16 protein-coding genes are annotated in these 17,948 nt (G+C 69.8%); 8 read left to right on the forward strand and 8 right to left on the reverse strand.

Annotation, left to right across the window (positions count from 1 at the left end):
- Window positions 1-361 precede the first annotated feature (361 nt).
- The 3 genes from FXF65_RS11770 (at window position 362) to FXF65_RS11780 (ending at window position 3,995) form a co-directional block, all read left to right on the forward strand.
- On the forward strand, window positions 362-2,011 hold the full coding sequence (locus tag FXF65_RS11770) for a carboxylesterase/lipase family protein (RefSeq protein WP_222868511.1): 1,650 nt from the start codon (window positions 362-364) through the stop codon (window positions 2,009-2,011).
- A gap of 395 nt (window positions 2,012-2,406) precedes the next feature.
- A complete protein-coding gene (locus tag FXF65_RS11775) occupies window positions 2,407-2,979 on the forward strand; it encodes an RNA polymerase sigma factor (RefSeq protein WP_148349797.1) in 573 nt (190 codons plus the stop codon).
- Window positions 2,980-2,981: 2 nt separating this feature from the next.
- On the forward strand, window positions 2,982-3,995 hold the full coding sequence (locus FXF65_RS11780) for a CU044_5270 family protein (protein WP_148349798.1): 1,014 nt from the start codon (window positions 2,982-2,984) through the stop codon (window positions 3,993-3,995).
- 71 nt (window positions 3,996-4,066) lie between these two features.
- On the opposite strand, the gene lanL is transcribed toward FXF65_RS11780, so the two are convergent.
- The 3 genes from lanL to FXF65_RS11795 form a co-directional block, all read right to left on the reverse strand.
- Window positions 4,067-6,793, reverse strand: coding sequence for a class IV lanthionine synthetase LanL (gene lanL / locus FXF65_RS11785; RefSeq protein ID WP_246198499.1), 2,727 nt, complete (start codon window positions 6,791-6,793; stop codon window positions 4,067-4,069).
- Between the two features lie 92 nt (window positions 6,794-6,885).
- Complete coding sequence (locus FXF65_RS11790) at window positions 6,886-7,047, reverse strand: cinnamycin family lantibiotic (protein ID WP_148349799.1); 162 nt, start codon at window positions 7,045-7,047, stop codon at window positions 6,886-6,888.
- A gap of 141 nt (window positions 7,048-7,188) precedes the next feature.
- Complete coding sequence (locus FXF65_RS11795) at window positions 7,189-9,132, reverse strand: ATP-binding cassette domain-containing protein (RefSeq protein ID WP_246198500.1); 1,944 nt, start codon at window positions 9,130-9,132, stop codon at window positions 7,189-7,191.
- 334 nt (window positions 9,133-9,466) lie between these two features.
- Here FXF65_RS11795 and FXF65_RS11800 point away from each other — a divergent pair, with 334 nt between their 5' ends.
- Both FXF65_RS11800 and FXF65_RS11805 read left to right on the forward strand, forming a co-directional pair.
- Window positions 9,467-10,489 (forward strand): LLM class flavin-dependent oxidoreductase, encoded by a 1,023-nt coding sequence (locus FXF65_RS11800; protein WP_148349955.1) that lies wholly within the window; start codon window positions 9,467-9,469, stop codon window positions 10,487-10,489.
- Window positions 10,490-10,687: 198 nt separating this feature from the next.
- Window positions 10,688-11,152, forward strand: coding sequence for a nuclear transport factor 2 family protein (locus FXF65_RS11805; RefSeq protein ID WP_148349801.1), 465 nt, complete (start codon window positions 10,688-10,690; stop codon window positions 11,150-11,152).
- A 33-nt stretch (window positions 11,153-11,185) separates the two neighbouring features.
- Here the strand turns inward: FXF65_RS11805 and FXF65_RS11810 are convergent, their stop codons facing one another.
- The gene (locus tag FXF65_RS11810; RefSeq protein WP_148349802.1) at window positions 11,186-12,427 is read right to left on the reverse strand and encodes an MFS transporter; all 1,242 of its coding nucleotides are present in this window, start codon (window positions 12,425-12,427) and stop codon (window positions 11,186-11,188) included.
- A 99-nt stretch (window positions 12,428-12,526) separates the two neighbouring features.
- On the opposite strand from FXF65_RS11810, the gene FXF65_RS11815 reads away from it, so the two are divergent.
- Entirely contained in the window at window positions 12,527-13,612 is a 1,086-nt protein-coding gene (locus tag FXF65_RS11815; RefSeq protein ID WP_148349803.1) for a DUF5937 family protein, read from the forward strand.
- A 77-nt stretch (window positions 13,613-13,689) separates the two neighbouring features.
- Here the strand turns inward: FXF65_RS11815 and FXF65_RS11820 are convergent, their stop codons facing one another.
- Window positions 13,690-14,814: an FAD-dependent monooxygenase gene (locus tag FXF65_RS11820; RefSeq protein ID WP_148349804.1), complete on the reverse strand. Its 1,125-nt coding sequence runs from the start codon at window positions 14,812-14,814 to the stop codon at window positions 13,690-13,692.
- Between the two features lie 70 nt (window positions 14,815-14,884).
- Between FXF65_RS11820 and FXF65_RS11825 the strand changes: the two genes are divergently transcribed.
- Window positions 14,885-15,457: a TetR/AcrR family transcriptional regulator gene (locus FXF65_RS11825; protein WP_148349805.1), complete on the forward strand. Its 573-nt coding sequence runs from the start codon at window positions 14,885-14,887 to the stop codon at window positions 15,455-15,457.
- Window positions 15,458-15,517: 60 nt separating this feature from the next.
- On the opposite strand, the gene FXF65_RS11830 is transcribed toward FXF65_RS11825, so the two are convergent.
- A complete protein-coding gene (locus FXF65_RS11830) occupies window positions 15,518-15,847 on the reverse strand; it encodes a TraR/DksA family transcriptional regulator (protein WP_246198502.1) in 330 nt (109 codons plus the stop codon).
- A 133-nt stretch (window positions 15,848-15,980) separates the two neighbouring features.
- Between FXF65_RS11830 and FXF65_RS11835 the strand changes: the two genes are divergently transcribed.
- Window positions 15,981-16,907, forward strand: coding sequence for an alpha/beta fold hydrolase (locus FXF65_RS11835; RefSeq protein WP_246198503.1), 927 nt, complete (start codon window positions 15,981-15,983; stop codon window positions 16,905-16,907).
- 203 nt (window positions 16,908-17,110) lie between these two features.
- Here FXF65_RS11835 and FXF65_RS11840 read toward each other — a convergent pair whose 3' ends face one another.
- Window positions 17,111-17,635 carry an AMIN-like domain-containing (lipo)protein gene (locus FXF65_RS11840; RefSeq protein WP_148349806.1) on the reverse strand — a complete coding sequence of 175 codons (525 nt, stop codon included), beginning with the start codon at window positions 17,633-17,635 and terminating at the stop codon, window positions 17,111-17,113.
- A 44-nt stretch (window positions 17,636-17,679) separates the two neighbouring features.
- The gene (locus tag FXF65_RS43660) at window positions 17,680-17,946 is read right to left on the reverse strand and encodes a BlaI/MecI/CopY family transcriptional regulator (RefSeq protein ID WP_187412234.1); all 267 of its coding nucleotides are present in this window, start codon (window positions 17,944-17,946) and stop codon (window positions 17,680-17,682) included.
- Between the last annotated feature and the right edge of the window lie 2 nt (window positions 17,947-17,948).

Below are 17,948 nucleotides of genomic sequence, written 5' to 3' on the forward strand. Positions count from 1 at the left end.
TCGCTCGGACGCGGCCATTGAGCGAACACGGCGGCACTTGGCCCTTTCCGGCTCTAAAACGCCATTTTAATCTTCGATTCACCCGCCCTCGTGATGCGTACCCACTGTATTCGGCAGAAGTAAAGGCGCTGCTGCCACCACCGGTCCCGGAAAACAGATCCCTGACCCCTCGCCACACCATAAGCCCGGACAAGAGCGTCCGGCGCATCGCCCTACTTCGGGGCGCTGTGCATTTCCGGGAATATGGGCTGCCCATCGTCGTGTCCTGCGGCGATGCGCAGCGCCCCGTCCTCGGCGGTGTGGCCGTCTTCCCCGCGACCACGGCGCCGCCATTTCCTTGCGGCGCCGTCCGATCCCCCGCGTGAGAGAGAAGGTCGGCATGGAGCCGAAGAAACTCCGATGGCCCATCGTCACAGCCGCCGCGGCGGCGGCGATGACGATGTTCACCGCCCCGGTGTCCGCGGCCCCGGTCTCCCCGTCCACGACACTTTCCGAAACGACCGACTGCGCGTCCGGCACGACCGTCAGCACGGACAAGGGATCCGTGTGCGGGACGGTCTCCGACGGCGTCGCCTCCTGGCTCGGGATCCGGTACGCCGCCCCGCCCGTCGGCAGGCTGCGCTGGGCACCGCCTGAACCCGCACCAGCCTGGACCTCGACGTTCCCCGCGACCGAGAAGGGCACCAACTGCCCGCAGGCGGACGGGCTCGGCGCCGGGTCGACCAACGAGGACTGCCTCAACCTGAACGTCCGGGCGCCCGTGAACGCCGGTTCCAAACGGCTGCCGGTCATGGTCCAGATCCACGGCGGTGGGTTCAGGTTCGGCACTCCGGCCGACGGAAGCCACCTCGTCCGGTCCGGCAATGTCATCTCGGTGGAAGTGCATTACCGGCTCGGCATCTTCGGCTTCATGGCGCACAAGGACCTGGGCCGCCACTCGGGCAACTATGCGTTCCAGGACCAGCAGGCAGCGCTCCGCTGGGTGCAGACGAACATCGCGAAATTCGGCGGAGATCCGCACAACGTGACCATTTTCGGCGCGTCCGCAGGCGGGTCGAGCGTCTGCGCGAACGCCGTCTCCCCCACTGCGAAGGGACTGTTCCAGAAGGGAATCGCGCAGAGCGGAGAGTACAACTCGCTGCTCGGCACCAACACTTCGTGGCAGCCGCAGGACTGCAAGTCCGAACTGCCCACCGCGGAACAGGCGCATCGGACCGGCGACAGGTTCGCCGCCGCCGTCGGCTGCGGGAACGCCTCCGACACCGCCGCCTGTCTGCGCCAGGTGCCGGTGAAGACGCTGCTCGACAAGTCCGGCGACGGGATGGGCCCCGACCAGGGCACGATGGCGCCGATCGTCGACGGCAAGACCCTGACCATGTCCCCGGCGAAGGCATTTGTCACCGGCCACATCAACAAGGTGACGCTCATGCACGGCGTGGACCGCGACGAGACCCAACTGGCCTCCGCCAATACACCCGCTGACTACAGCAGGCTGGTTCAGCAGCAGTACGGCCGGTACGCCTCCAAGGTGTTCGCCCTTTATCCGCTGGACCGCTTCCCCGCGCCCGCGGCGTTCATCGCCTACCGGACGATCGCGGCCGATTCCAACTCCGTCTGCCCGTCCCTGCTCAACCACCAGCGGATGTCGCGCTACATCACCGTGTACGGCTACCAGTCCGACAACTCCGATGCCCCACCGGCGAGTTTCCTCGACCAGACCAAGCCGAACGGCGCGTTCCACGTCCTGCTGAACCAGTTCCTGTCGCCTCGTCCGGGGCAGCAGTTCACGCCCAACCAGCAGGCGTTCGGCGCGCAGATCACGGCCCAGTGGACGGGATTCGCCCGCACCGGCGACCCGACCGTGCCGGGCGCCCCCCTGTGGCCGCGGTTCACCCGCCAGAACCCGGACGTCATGTCCCTGGCCCCGGCGGGCGACAGTGAGCTGACCCGAGAGATCGCACGCCAGCACCACTGCGACTTCTGGAACAAGCTCACTCCCTACAACCACTGACCCATCGACCCGGTTCGGGTGCGGCCCTCGCGCGGCACCCGAACCGGCGATGGCTCTCTCTTTGAGTCCGTCCCGCCCGGCGGCGACACCCCTCGCGATGGTCCGAGGGCTGAACTCGTTTATAAACCTTGCTCCTGCCACGAGCGCTCAAGGGGCTTCTCTCGGCCTGCCCTAGTGGCTGAGATTGACGTGTGCCCTGTGGTGGTGCGGCACGTTTTTAGAGGCACTCTGACGATCACGCCCCTCCTTCCGGGCGGCGTTTGCGCGGGTTGTGTTCGTTGGCGTCGGACGGGGTGCCGGTCCGGCGTGAAAGGGATCCGGGGAGTGAGCGGAGTAGAAGTGACGACCATCCTCCCGGAGGTGCGAATGACGGACCCAACGGAAGGGGCGGCAGCGTGACCGCTCCACCCGACACGGCTCCGACGGACGCGGATCTTCTCTCCGCGTCCGTCCACGACAGCGACTGCTTCACCACCGTCTACGACCGGCATTACGCCGATGTCCACCGCTACGTCGCCGGGCGCCTCGGCCCGCAGACGGCCGACGACGTCGTGGCTGAGACCTTCCTCGCCGCGTTCCGCCGCCGCGCCGTCTTCGATCCGTCGCGCGGGTCCGTCCGGCCCTGGCTGTTCGGCATCGCGACCAACCTCATCGCCCAGCACCGCCGCACGGAGACCCGCCGCTACCAGGCGCTCGCGCAGGTCGGGGCGGACCGTGATCCCGGCGGCCACGACGACCGGGTCGCGGCCTCGGTGTCGGCCGAACGGCTCCAGCCGTCGCTGGCCCGCGCGCTCGCCGCGCTGTCCCGCAAGGACCGCGACGTCGTGCTGCTCAAGGCCCTCGCCCAGCTCTCCCACGAGGAGATCGCCGACGTCCTCGGCATCCCCTACGGCACCGTCGGGTCCCGCCTGAACCGGGCGCGCAAGAGCCTGCGCGCCGCACTGCCCGCTCATACGGAAGGACTGTGACCATGGATGAGCTCCAGATGATCGGCACGATGCTGGACGAGCCGCCCACTCCGGAGAGCGAGGCCGCCGTCCGCCATCGCCTCCTCAACGGGATGCGCGAGCCGGAGCGGCCGACGCGCCGCGCCTGGCGCCGTCCCGCCCTGTGGAGCGGCATCGGCCTGACCGCCACCGCCGCCGCCCTCACGGGGGTGGTCGTCCTGTCGTCCGGGACGACCCCGCGCGCACCCGACGCCGGCCACGGTCCCGCCGTCCAGCCGATGTCGGCGAAGACGGTACTGCTCACCGCCGCCGAGCACGCCGAGGCGGCACCGACCACCGGCCGGTACTGGCATGTCCTGACGGTGCAGTCGAGGGCCTTTTACAGTGAGCGCGGAAAGTACTGGATGCTCGGGCAGCAACTGATCGGGCAGTGGAGCCGGCCGGACGGCCGGTCCTGGACGGGATACCGGGGACTCGGCGCCGTTCCCATGTCCGCCAAGGACGCGCCCGCCTTCAGGCGCGACGGCTCGCCCGACCCGAACCCGATCTCCCCCGTGCTCGACAAGGACACCGCCACGAAGACCTTCCTGGTCTGCGACAGGGAGATGACGTTCAAGCAGGTCCAGGCGCTGCCGGCCGACCCCGGCAAGCTGAGGAGCGCCCTGGAGCGAGCGATCCCACGCAACCACCCCACCGCGGGACGGACCGCGGACGAGGTCGTGAAGAACTGCGTGACGGACCTGCTCAGCTTCGTCCCCGCCTCTCCGAAGGTGCGCGCCGCCGCCTACCGGATGCTCGCCGCCATGCCCGGGGTCACCGCCATGGGCGAGGTCACCGACGAGCGCGGACGCAAGGGGGTCGGGCTGCACGTGCGGGTCCTGCGCGGCGTCGCCGACACCGTGATCATCGACCCGAACACCTCGCTCGTGCTGAGCACCTCGCGCTCCGCTCCCGACGTCCCCGGCAAGGTCGACAAGGAGCTGTACCTCCAGGTCGGCTGGACCGACAGCGCCCCGAGGATTCCCACCCTCCCCTAACCGTCCCCGCAAGTGTTGACCTGTGGCGTGCCGCCCTAACGCGAGGCTGCGTAACGGCGACACGCCACACGTCATCTAGAAGCGACCGCCTCCGGGATCAGATCAGGGCGTGGTGCGTGGGATGGGACGGTGGGCGGGTCGATCCAGAGGCGGGGCGTGTCGGGGATGCGGAGGCGTCGGAGAAAGGACAGGACTCCGCTGCTACCGGTGGCCCAACCGCCGCTGGTCTCGTGCTGGGTGTGGTCGGGGAAGACGGGGGCCGTGGGAGTACCGCCGGCGCGGTCGAGGATGTGCGCAGCGACGGTGGTGGCGTGCCGGTGGTAGGTGGCGTCCTTGGTGGCCTGGTGCAGATCGAGATAGAACTCTCCCAGGCCCGACAGCCCGCAGCACTGCGAAACGACGATCATGGTCGGTGCCAGGCGCAGGCAGGTGGTGGCGGCTCGGCGGGCCAGGTCCAGGTGCTGTGGGGCCGCGGAGGCGGTGGCCCGGGTCAGGACCGCACCGATTCCCGCTAGACCTTGGCAGAACGAAGCGTGCATCGGTCGGGCGGAGGGTCGCTCCGCTGCCTCAAGGAGCGCCGGTAGGTGTCGGCTCAGGATGGAGAGGTAGTCGCGCGCTGTCGCCTCAATGGACGAGTCGCCGGTGGCGTCGTGCAGGGCGTGCAGGAATTGGACGGCTCCCGCCAGTCCGTGGGCGAAGCCCAGGGTCTCGGCCACGTTGCTGCAGTCGTCATAGTCGACGTCCGAGTTGTGCACGACGAAGGGGGCGCGGGCGATGAGGTGCTCGGCGTAGTGTGCGGCGGCACGGAGATGGCCTGCGTCACCCGTGATGTGCCACAGGTGCAACTGCCCCAGACCGATTCCCGCCAGCCCATGGGTGAAGTCGTGATGCTCGACACGATGCGGTGGCGGCGCGGGGAGGCCGACGGCCATGGTGAGCAGGGTGTCATCGTTGAGAGCGCGGCCTGCGGCCGCGGTGAATACCGCCGTGCCGGTGGTGCCCATCATCAGGGACGCGGGCGCCTGTTTGAGGGTGAGCAGCCCGCACGACCAGTGGGCCAGTGCGCGGACCAGATCACCGACGCCGGGGCGATCGAGGTGGTGCAGGAGTTCCATACCGATTCCGGCGGCTCCATAGGACACGCCAGCAGGGTTGGGGAATCCGCCGGGCGATCGGTCCTGGCCGGTCAGCAGGGCTTTGGCGTGGACGATGACCTGGTCGAGGGTGTGGCCGGTGAGGGCGGGCAGGTCGGACGGCCGCTGCGCCGACGGAGACCGGTCAGGCCCGCGGCGCAGGCGACGACCGGTGCGCAGTTGCCGGGCCGCGGCGCGGCGTTCGGCGGGTTCGGGACTCATGAGGCCGACGATCACGCCGGTGTGGTCCCGGCCGTCCAGCAGTGCGGCGATCCGGTCGACGTCGTGATTGCGGACGTCTCCGGTCAGCCAGACCGGGGCCAGGCCGGTGACGGCGTAGAACAGGGTGGCGCCCAGCGAGTAATAGTCGTCCTCGACGCATGGGGGGTGCCGGTGTTCCTGCTGTGGGGAGCTGTAGCCCGGCGTCCAGCCGTGCAGCGCGGCGCCTTCGACGTGGCTGATCTGGAAGTCGATCAGGTGCGGGCGACCGCGGACGTCCATGACGACGTTCTTGGGCGCCAGGTCACGGGCGATGATCCCGTGCCGGTGGACCTCGTCCAGCGTGGACAGCAACGCGGCGGCGAGATCGTCGGCCGCGCGCCCGGGGCATTCGCCGCCGGTACTGAACGGCCCGTTGTCGACCACGTCGCGTACCAGGGTGTGCGCCCCGAGGTCGGTGAGCGCCAGGTAGTCGGCGTCGCCGTGCCGAAAATGGTCGATCACCTTCGGTACGCCGGGGACGTCCCGCAGAAGGTGGAGCACCTGGCGCTCGTGGCTCAGCCAGGTCCGGGCATCGCGCTGCCGCTCGTCCTGGTTGACGTGGGCGAGCGCCTCCTTGACGATCACGCTGGTGCCGCCGCGGCGGTCGGCGGCCCGGTAGACGCCCCCCTTGGCGTTGATGGTGATCGCTTCCTGGACGAGATACCGGCCGCCCAAGGTGATCGGCTCGGGAACGGGATCGCCCTCGGAGGCCGCCGCGCGGCTAGCGGGCCCTCGGCCAGCGGGCCGCAATGTGCCGCGCACAGGTGTCGCCGCGTCGTCCTGGACGGGTTCGGCGGCGAATGGGTCGTCGAGCCAGGGTGGTGTCCACACGACCGGGCCGGCCTCACCTGGATGCGGCCGCCCGTCGGGATCGATGACGCTCAGGTACAGGTCGCCGTTGTCGTTGAACTCCAGGCGGGCACGGAACGGGCCAAAGCGGTAGTAGACGGGGGCGTCCGCCCGCACCCGCCGGTCGCTGTTGATTCGGGGGCCGCTCAGCCCGGTCAGCGCGTCGGCCAGGTCGTGCGCCAGGCCCGTCACCTGGTCGGACGCCGGGTAGACGGTCATGGCCTTGCCGACCGCACCCGGCGGCGTCTGCACGCAGTTGAGCTCGTCCAGATGCTCGCGGGAACGGATCACCTTGAACCGGCAGGGAGTCGCCGTCAGCACCGGGACGGCGCCCCGCAGCGTCTCGGCCAGCGACGCGGGATGCGCGGAGACGTGGAGCTTCCATCCCTGCTCGGGTGGTCGGAAGCCGGGATCGTCCACGTCGAGCCACATGCCGACGGCGGTCATGACCCGGCCGCTGCCCGCCAGCAGATCGCTGAGCAGCCCGGCGGTCTCCTTCTCGTGTTCTGGAACGCCGCCGGCGAAGCCGGGCCGGTGGATGGTCCCTCGCGTCACTGTTTCGACCTCACCCGGAAAGAGGGCCGGAGCGGGCAGGAATTGTCCGCTCCGGCCCGGACTTCATGGAATTGACGGCAATCCGCCCTCTGTCAGAGGGTGTAGCCGTCGCAGCGGATCGTCCAGCCGGAGACGCAGGTGTTGCGACACGCCGATCCGGCGATATTCACCTCTTCGGTGCTGGGCGCCATGGCGAACAGCCCGGTGGTGTCGACCGCGTCCGCTTCGCGCGGAATGGGGAGCTCAGTTGACACTACCCCTCCTTTCTTTGTTGTAACAGAACGATTACTTAGAGTAATAGAGCTTGATTGACAATGGCCACAGCTCCGACGGCAAAGCCTGTGGAGATTGTTGGGAGTGGGATCGGCGACGTCCCCCTGTCGCGCCGACCGGCCCTACGGTTCGGTGGTCGGTTCGCGGTGCCCGCCGCTCGCGGCGGCGTCGTCCGCCGAGCGGTAGGCGGACGCCTGCAGGGCGTACAGCTCGGCGTACAGTCCGCCGCGCCTCATCAGCTGCGGGTGCGTGCCATGCTCGGTGACGCGGCCGCCGCTCAGGACGTAGATGCGGTCCGCGTGCCGGACGCTCGCGAGCCGGTGGGTGATCAGCAAGACGGTGCGGTCGCGGTCGGCGGCATGGGCCCGGATCTTGTCGAACAGGTGGTGCTCGGCGCGGGCGTCGAGGGCGGCGGTGGGTTCGTCGCAGATCAGTAGCGGTGCGTCCCGGTAGAAGCCGCGCGCGACCGCCAGCCGTTGCCACTGCCCGCCCGACAGCTCGCGTCCGTCGTGGAATCGCCGGTCGAGAAGCGTGTCCAGCCCGTACGGCAACTCGGCGATCACCGGGGCGGCGCCGGCCGCGGCGACCGCCCGCTCCACAGCGCGCCGGACACCGGGCACCGCGGCGTCGTCACCCATGGTGACGTTGTCGGCGGCGGTCATCGGCCAATGGGTGTGGTCCTGGGCCACGACCGCGATGGAACCTCGCACGACATCGGGGTCGAGGTCGTCCACCAGCAGGTCGTCCCAGCGGACATGCCCGCGCTGGGGCAGGTACAGACCGGCCAGGATCTTGGCGAGCGTGGTCTTGCCCGACCCGTTCTCGCCGACCAGCGCGACGATCTCGCCTCGTCGCAGCCGTACCGACACTTGGTGCAGTGACGGGACCGCGCTATCTGGATAGCTGAAGGTGATCTCTTCCGCGCTGATCTCCTGGAACTGCTTCAAGGTCTCGATCTGACGCGACGCCTCGGTCTCGCTGGAGGACGACCGGTCGCCAAGGGCTCTGCGCACCCGCGCCTCCGCCCGCCGGCAATAGGCCAGGTAGTCACTGAAGTACAGACCGTCCTCGTAGCAACGGTTCAGCGAGTGGACCAGGCTGACCAGGGACGCCTGTCCGGCACGGATCGCCAGCACCGCCGTCCCGGCGACGGCCAGCGGCATGGCGCCACGCCACAGCAACGCCCCCAACGCCGTGTACATCAACGCGATCGTCAGTCCCTTGAGAACATCGCCGCAGACCCGTGTCCTGGTCTGACGCCACGCCAGGTCCAGCGACACGCCCCGGATGTGATCGGCGAGTTCGGTGTACCGGCGCAGCAGAAAGCCGCGGATCGTGAAGGAACGGATCTCGGCCGCGTGCAGCCGCTCGGTCATCAGATCGGCCATGATCCAGCTCCGCCGCTGGACCTCCACCAGGCTCAACTGGGTGAGATACCCGAGCCGGGCCGCCGCGACCGCCGCCCACGCCTCGGGGAGCGCGGTGAGCAACAGCAGCGGCAGGAGCACCGGATGCAGGACGCCGAGAGCCCCGGCGGCCGCCGCGACTCCGACCACGGCGGTGAACAACTCCACTGTGTGGTCCACCATCAGCGGGGCCGACTCCGCGCCCCGCAGCCGCGCACGGTGCAGGTCGTCCTGGAACTCGGGATTGTCGAAGGCCGCCAACTCGATCGCGGTGGTGACCTCGTACAGCCGACGCTCGACGACCTGCTGAACCTGGGGCCGCAACCGGGCCTGCGCCCACTGCGCGACCGCCGCGCACGCCGCGCGGAGCGTGACGGCCGCCCCCACGAGCAGCAACTGCGGCACCGCGTCCCGCACCCTGTCCGGGGTGGGTCCCGCGGCGAACAATGCGGTCAACACGCCCGCCGTGGCCAGCAGCCCGAACGCGGTGAAGACACCGGCGACGACGTTGAACGCGACGGTGACGACCTGGTCGGCCCGGTTCGCCTGCCACCCCAGCCGCAGAACCTGACCGACCAGCGCGGGCAACCGCCGGGACATCGTGAGCATCCCGGTCTCCGCCAGCTCGCTCGCCTTGTCGTACCGGGTCTGTCCGCTCAACTGCGGCCCCAGGGGCACCGCCCTCGACCGCCTCCCGCGCCGTGCCCACCGAACGAACAGCCGCATCACACCTCCTCAGAGGATGAAGCGACACCACACGCCCCACCCCGGCGCCTCTCAGAATGACTCACGTCGATAACTAAGAGTCATTGATAGGATGCTCTGTGTCAGGAGATCCTGAGATCCGCGCCGCACCCGAACGCCTACGGCTGCCGATGCCAGGGTGGCCGTCGTGGGTTGTCGCTGGTCTTGACGTGGGGCGGTCCCTGGCCGTGAGACGGCGAGTGGTCAACCGCTCTGGAATCTCGTAGGCGCTGGGGTGGTTGACGTCGGTGTGAAGAAGATTGGCTTTCTCTCGTTCGGTCACTGGAGTGACGGCGCGGGCTCGCAAACCCGGTCTGCGCAGGACGCCCTGCTGCAGTCGGTCGATCTCGCCGTGGCCGCGGAGGAACTCGGCGCCGACGGCGCCTACTTCCGGGTGCACCACTTCGCCAGGCAGCTGGCTTCTCCCCTGCCGCTGCTGTCCGCGATCGGCGCGAGGACGTCGCGCATCGAGATCGGCACCGGCGTGATCGACATGCGTTACGAGAACCCGCTGTACTTCGCCGAGAACGCCGGGGCCGCCGACCTGATCTCCGGCGGGCGCCTGCAACTGGGCATCAGCCGAGGATCACCGGAACAGGTCATCGACGGGTGGAGGTACTTCGGGTACGAGCCGCCCGAGGGCGACACCGACGCCGACATGGCGCGCAAGCACACCGAGGTACTGCTCACCGTGCTGCAGGGCAAAGGCTTCGCCCAGCCGAATCCGCGACCGATGTTCCCCAACCCACCCGGGCTGCTGCGCATCGAGCCCCATTCCGCAGGGCTCCGCGACCGCATCTGGTGGGGCTCGGGCTCCAACGCCACCAGCGTGTGGGCGGCCGAGCTGGGCATGAACCTGCAAAGCTCCACGCTCAAGGACGATGAGACGGGCGAGCCGCTGCACGTCCAGCAGCGCAAGCAGATCGAGGCGTACCGGCAGGCGTGGAAGGACGCCGGGCACCAACGCCAGCCGCGCGTGTCGGTCAGCCGCAGCATCTTCGCGCTGACCAGCGACCTGGACCGCGCCTACTTCGGCCGCAACGCCGACTCGGGCGACCAGATCGGAATGATCGACGAGAAGACCAGGGCGATCTTCGGACGCTCGTACGCGGCCGAGCCGAACGTGCTGGTCAAGCAACTCGCCGAAGACGAGGCCATCCAGGCCGCGGACACGCTGCTGCTCACGGTCCCCAACCAGCTCGGCGTCGACTACAACGCACACGTCCTGGAGAACATCCTGACCCACGTGGCACCCGAACTCGGCTGGCGCTGAACGCGAAGCCCCCGCCCATCGAGCTAAGAGCCTTGGGCGGGCGCAGTGCCCGCCCTCGCGGGTCGGAGAGCTTTTTCTCGGGTCCCTGTAGGCTCCGGACATGTCGCTGGATCGTGGGTTTTTCAGGTCGTGGAACGACGAGGTTCCCTGGTCGTCGGAGAGGCCCGCCGCGATCGACGCTGAACGCGCGAGGCTCTCGTGAGGGTGCTCGATCCGCGCGACCGGATCGCGCTCGCCGACCTCGTCGCCAGGTACGCGCTCTACGCCGACCACGTCAAGTACACCGCTCTCGTTGGTCTCTTCGCCGACGACGCGGTTCTCGTCCTGCCGGACCCTCCAGAGCAGCTCGAACCCGTGCATTCCTTCAGGGGACGAGACGAGATCGCCAAAGCGCTCCGATCCCTGGAAAGGTTCCCGCGCACGTCGCACGAGATCGTGGGCCAGGTATTCGATCCGGGACGCGAGAACGCGACGGCGACCGGGCACGTCACCTGCGTCGCGCACCATCTCAACGAAGATGAGCCGGGAAAGCCCACCGACTTCGCCTGGCATGTCCGCTTCAGCGACGCCTACCGGCGGGAGGGCGGCTTCTGGCGGATCGAGCGCCGGACGGTCCAGATCGACTTCATCGAGAAGAGACCGGTCTGGTGCTGGAGAGACTGAGCACAGGGAAGCCCCCCGAGGCGATCGCCGAGTTCACGAGCCTGCTCGCGCCCGGCGGCGGTAGCCGCTGAGCCGCGCTCCTTGTTCCTGCTCGATGGCGACGGCTCCGGCGGAGAGAGACGTCGCGGCGGCGAGGCTGCCCCAGAGGACGGCCTGGCCGTGGGACGCGAGAGCGGTGATGACCGCCGGGGAAACGGCCAGGCCGAAGCCCGTGGAGAGCTGGAAGCGGGCGAGGGCTCGTCCCAGGACATGCGCCGGGGCGAGGACGGTGACGAGCGCCGTGGCGCTGCCCGCGTAGATGATCTCGCCGAGCGTGCAGACCACGGACACCGCGGCGACGGCCGGGGCACCCCAGCCGTGTCCCAGGAAGGTGGCCGCGAGAAAGCCGAGGTAGGACGCGGTGAGCACCACGCCTGCAATGGCCAGCACGGACCGGCGCGGGAAGCGGGACATCAGGACGGTGAGCGGAACCTGCAAGGTGACCACCAGCACCGTGTTGGCGACGAAGATGCCTCCCAACCACACCGGGGAGGCATGCAACTGCGTCACCAAGACAACAGGGACCGCGACTTCGGGGACGTTGAGGCAGAACACGTAGATCACGTTGGCGGCCAGAAGCGCGCGCATCCGGGGTGCGGGCGCGTCGTCCCCGCCTTTGGCCGCGGCACCGGCCGGACGAGCGTGCACGTGGACCGACCACGCCAAGGCCGCCGCGGCGAGGTAGGCGAGCCCGGTGACGGCCGCCAGCGCCTGCAACGCGGTGGTGCCGCCCGCCAGGCATGCGGTGGCGAGGAGTGCACCGGCGCCCAGGCCGGCGTTGCGCAGGGCGCGGCCCCCCGCGAGGGCGGCATCGCGTTCCCGGCCGTGGGCGACCGTGGCCACGAGGGCCGCATGGGCGGCGGGCCAAGCCTGGTTGCCGATGCCGAGAAAGAGCGCCGCCGCCGCGAACAGCCGGACGTGCCCCGCCGGGGCGGCCAGCAGGAGCGCCACGCCCAGCACCCGCACCAGCATCGACGCTGCCACGACCGTGCTGCGGGAGCCCCGGTCCAGCCATCGGCCGACCGCGGGCATGCACACCAGACCCGCGACGGCGCCGACCGTCATGGCGATGCCGGTGGCCGGTGCCGACAGCCTCAGCACGGACACCCCGTAGAGCAGCAGGAAGGGCCGCAGCAGGCCGGTGCCGAGCGCGTCCACGGCCAGGGCGACGGCATAGCGCGGACCTCCGGAGGCACGGACGAGGGCGCGCGGCTGGATCTTGGTGGTGGTCGCCATGGCGTCAACGGTGCGTTCTGCCGCCGAGCCGACCGCGCCGGTTGACGGACATCGTCAACCGACGCGGTCGTCGGCCGTCCGACCAGCGATGATGAGGGGGTGACGTTGAGGATCGACATCGGCGGTCTGCCGTCCGGGCGACTGCGGTTCGCCGCCTCCCCGCTGGCCGAGCTGACCGCGATGCTGCACGTGCTGGCCGAACCCGCGCATCATCCGCAGCTCGCCGGCTGGGCCGGAGACGTCTGGGCCGGGCTCTCGCCGGAGCTGGCCGAGCGGCTCAGGGAAGCGGAGTTCCTCTGGCGTTCCTCACGAGCCGACTTCCTGGTCCCCTCCTCACCCCGGCCGACCCTCGCCGAGGAATTGGACGACGTAGACCGGATCGACGACGAAACCTATGTGACCGCCGCGCTCATCACCACGTGCGGCAGCAACCGGGTCCACTTCGGCGCGCCGTCGCCGCTCACCGACGCGACGGCGCGCGAGCGGGCCCTGGACCTGGCCCAAGCGCGCGGCGCGCTCCAGGAGGCCTTCGCGGAACGGCTGCTCGCGGACCCGGCCGCCGTGCGGGCGCGGGTGCGCCACACCCTCGAACTGTGCGCCGAGGCATTCTTCGACGCCGCCTGGACGAGCGTCGCCGTGCAAATCGCCACCGACCTGCGCCTGAAGAACGACCTGTTGAAGCGCCAGGGCATCGCGGCGGCACTCGCGTCCGTCTCCGGCGCCGTGACGCTGTCGCCGGACGGCGACTGCATCATCGTGGACAAACTGCAGGACAATGCGACCACCGCCCACGGGACCGGAGTCACCTTCCTCCCCAGTGTCTTCGGCCGCCCGCACCTGGTAGTGGTCCACGCGCCCAGGTGGCGGCCGGTGGTGCAGTACCCCGTGGCCGAGGCGAGCCCTCCGGAGCCGGTGTCCCTGGAAACGGTCACGCTACGGCTGGAGGCGCTCGCGCATCCGGTACGGCTGCGGCTCCTGCGCACCCTGGCCCGGGGCCCGCACACCACCGGTGAGCTGGCCCACGCCTGGGAACTCTCGCCCCCGGAGGTCTCCCGCCACCTCGCCGTCCTGCGCCGCGCGGGCCTGCTCACGGCCCAGCGGCGCGGTCGTTACGTCCGCTACACCCTCAACCTGCCCGACCTGACAGCACTGGGGTCCGACCTGTTGGCGGCCGTACTGCGCTGAGTAGCTCCGAGCTGCCAGAACACGGACGCCTGCCGTCGCGTTTGGTCGGAGGGCTTCGGAGGAGATGGGCGGCGGTGTCAGGCCGGCGGATTCCAGTTGAAGATGGGGGCGGCCTGGCGGAGGACGAGGTTCTGGCCGAGGTGACCGGCGGTCCACATGCCCGCGTCGCGGAGGGCGGTCCCCAGCGGGTTCCTCATCTGGGTGAGACGGCCGATCTGGCGGGATCTCCTCATGATGGCCGAGGTGCGCGCCAGCCTGGCGGCGGTGTACCCGGCGGGGCCGACGCCCTTCGTGACCTCGTGTGCGAGTGTCACGCCGTCTTCGATCGCCTGGCAGGCGCCTTGGCCGAGATTGGGCGTCATGGGATGGGCCGCGTCCCCCAGCAGGACGACCCGGCCACTGTGCAGGGCGGGAAGCGGGCGTGGCATGAAGTAGACGTCGTTGCGCAGGATCCGTGCGGGGTCGGCCTCGCTCAGCAGTTCGGGGATCGGGTCGTGCCAGTCGCCGAAGAGGCGGAGCAGTTCCGCCTTCTCGTCCGGCGCGGTCGTCCCCGGCGCGGCGGCGGCGGTGGCGTAGCAGTAGACCTGGCCTCCGGCGATCGGGTTGAGTCCGAAGACCAGGCCGCGTCCCCAGGATTCGGAGAAGGCGCCGGTCCCCCGAGGGTCCGCGACGAGCAGCCGCCAGGCCGTCAGGCCCGTGTAGCGCGGTCCGGGGTGGCCGGGGAACAGAGTGGACCGCACGCGGGAGCCGATGCCGTCGGCGGCGACGATCAGGTCCGCGCTCTCCTCGCCTTGCGAGGTGGCCACCGTCCCGTCAGAAGACGCCGACTCGACGGTGACGCCCAGGCGGATCTCCGCCGGATCGAGCAACTCCTGGAGCAGGTCCACCAGGGCGGCGCGCAGGAGGACGACGGTCGGGTCGCCGAACCGCCGGGCGGCGGCCTCGGCGCTGGTACGGCTCAGCCAGCCGCCGTTCGGTCGCCGTACCCCGCCGTCGCCGGCGAACGTCGCGAGTCCGCGGACCCGGTCGCCGATGCCGAGGGTGTCGAGAGCCCGCAGCGCGTTGGGCGTCATGCCCAGGCCCGACCCGACCGGTTCCAGCGTGGGGGCCCGTTCCAGGACGCTGACCGTCCAGCCGCGGCCCTTGAGCGCCGCGGCGGCGGTCAGCCCTCCGATCCCGCCACCGATCACGATCGCTTTCACGAAACCTCCACACTACGTTTGTAGTGAAGACTACGGATGTAGTTTCCCCTGTGCAAGTAGAGTCTCCGCCATGGGATCGCCGCGCACCGATCTGGTCGCAGAGACCGCCCTGACACTGCTGGCCGAGCGGGGAATGCGCGGACTGACCCACCGGGCCGTGGACGCGGCCGCCGCACTGCCTCCAGGCGCCGCCTCCAACGTCGCGCGCACTCGCGCGGCCCTGCTGGAGTTGGCCCTGGCACGCCTGAACGAGCTCGAGGAACGGCAGTTCGCCGCGCTCGGCGTCGCGTCCGTCCCCGACCGGCTGGAGCCCGCGATCGAATTGCTGGCGCGGCTGCTGCACGGCCAGATCACCGAGGGCCGACGGCGCACGCTGGCACGCTACGAGTTGGCGCTGGAGGCCACCCGACGCCCGGAACTGCGGTCGTTGTACGACGTGAGCGGCCGGCACTTCCGGGAACCGGCCGTCGCGCTGATGACGGCACTCGGATCCACCGACCCGGAGGCCGACGGCCGCCGCCTGGTGGTCTACGCCGAGGGCGTCATCTTCTACGCGCTCGCTGGCGCGGGCACCGACCCGACGATGGACGAACTACGCCGCGACCTGACCGGCTTCCTCACCGGCCTCCTGCGCGGACGTTGAGACGGGTGCCCTCAGTGGCGCCAGGTGAATCGCGGGTCCAGGTTCGGTGTCCGAGCGCGGTCAAGCGCTGGCGCAGGCGAAGCAGGTACGGGCGGCCGGACGCGCCTCCAGGCGTTCCACCGCGATGGGACCGCCGCACTGCTCGCAGACGCCATAAGTGCCGTCGCCGACCCTGCCCAGCGCGTCGTCGATTTCGGCCAGACGTTCGCGGGCCCGGATCAAGGACGCCTCGATCCGAGCGCGCTCGAAGGCGATGGTGGCGCCCTCAGGATCGTGCTCATCGTCCACGTTGGCCTGCGCCGACGCCTCGACGACACCGTCCCAGTCGGCGCTCAGCGACGCGACCAACTCCAGCATGCCAGCACGGTCGGCGATCAACCGTTCCTCCACCGTAGCCACATCACGACAACGCCGGCGGCGCCACCACTTCTTCCAGCCCGGCCGGCGCACGGTTGTCGGCGAAGGCGACCGGACGCCGCCGAGCAGGCATGGGATTGGTGGGGTGTGGTGCGGGTAGCGCCGAATGATGTTCTTTGACGGCTTCACGATGGAGCGGATCGATGTCGGTGAGGTCGAGTTGCGGGTGCGGCACGGTGGGGCGGGATTGCCCCTGTTGCTGCTGCACGGTCACCCTCGGACACACGCCACCTGGCACAAGGTAGCTCCTGTGCTCGCGGACGAATTTCGTGTGGTGTGCCCGGACCTACGCGGTTACGGGAAGTCGTCCAAGCCGCAGACCGACGCCGACCACACCCCGTACTCCAAGCGGGCGATGGCCCAGGACATGGTGAACCTGATGCGGGCGCTCGGGCACGAGGAGTTCGCGGTGGCAGGGCATGACCGCGGGTCGCTCGTGGCGTTCCGGACTGCAATGGACCATCCGGAGGTGGTCACTGCGCTCATCCCCATGGACGGGCTCCCGGTGGTCGAGCATCTGGAGCGCTGCGACGCTCGATTCGCGGCGGAATGGTGGCACTGGTGGTTCTTCGGACAGACCGACAAACCCGCCGAGCGCATTATCAGCGCAGACCCGGACGCCTGGTACACCGCCACCGACGAGCACATGGCACCCGAAGCCTGGGACGATTTCCGCGAGGCAATTCACGATCCGGCCACCGTGCACGCCATGCTGGAGGAATACAGGGCCGGTCTGGGCATCGACCGGCGGCATGACGAGGACGACCGCCACGCCGGTCGCCGCGTCCGGTGCCCGACGCTGGTGTTGTGGTCGTCCAAGGACGACCTGGAGGACCTCTACGGCGACCCGGTGCGAATCTGGGAGAACTGGGCCGACGACGTCCGCGGCCATTCCATCGACTCGGGCCACCACATGGCCGAGGAGGCCCCCGAGCCTGTCGCCGACGCGATCCGCACATTCCTCAATGAGCGAATTCGTCGAACATCCTCTGCCACAACCTCGGCCACCTCACCACCCGACCCCAGCCGCTGAACCCCGATACCGCGGGACGTGGCCGAGCGGCTGATTCTGCACACGGGGAAGCGGTACCGAACAGCGACCCTCCGCAGCCTCCGACGGCGCAGACCGACGAAGGTGTCGCTAGCGAAATCTCCGAGCCCAAGCTCCGACGAAACCGACTGGCTGACCCGTCGGGGACCGCCCAGCACGCGGTCCCCTGCGAGACGGACTCGGAATTACCAGGTGTGGGCCACGTCGACGATGAGCCGCGTGCCGCCGCCGTCGCGTGGGAGCGTGAGGACCCGGAACGGCAGGCGCGCCCGCACGCCCACGCCGATCGTCGTCTGGCCCTCGAAGGAGCCCGCTCCGGCCACTTGCCGGAACGTGGTGTAACCGGTGACGTCGGCAAGGTTGGGCGAGCTGGCGGGGAATCCCGTAGCGGCGGCCGCTTGGACGATGACCCGCAGCTTGGCGCCGCCGCGCAGCGGAACCGGCTTGCCCGAACCCTCCTGTAGCACCTGGTCGACGTACTCGGTCCGGTAACCGAAGCCCGATCCGGCCACCTCGATGACCAGTCGGTCATAACAGGACTGAGAGCCAGTGCGGACCCGCTCCAGCGGACCCTCCGCATGACCGCTCAGGGTGCCTTTCGGCAGCGATCCCCAGGCCGTGTCGCACGCGGCCGACGCGGACGTGCCGAGACCCCCGAGAAGAGCCGCCGACACGACTAACGTCAGCAATCCACCAAACAGTCTGCGCATACTGGACCTCCATCACGCAAAGCGATATCGATCAAGAAGACGCCTCATGCCCGCCGACGGTTGGCCCAGGAGCATGTCCGAATGCGGCGGCCCGGCACCGCGACGGTGATGGAGACGTCGGTCTCCAGCGACCGCCGCGCCTCGTCCTGCGCGCTCCGTAGAAGGATCGTGTTCACCGTCGTATACGCAGGGTCGGCGTCCAGCCGTGCCACGAGTTCGGTCGTGCCGGCCGAGCCGCCGAGCGCGGCCAGCGCGGCCAGCACCTCCGCCTCCAACTGCCCCTGCGATCTGCGCGACGGACCGCGTGGCACCG

It is taken from the genome of Actinomadura syzygii, from assembly GCF_008085905.1.
In the GTDB taxonomy this organism is placed as follows: Bacteria; Actinomycetota; Actinomycetes; order Streptosporangiales; family Streptosporangiaceae; genus Spirillospora; species Spirillospora syzygii.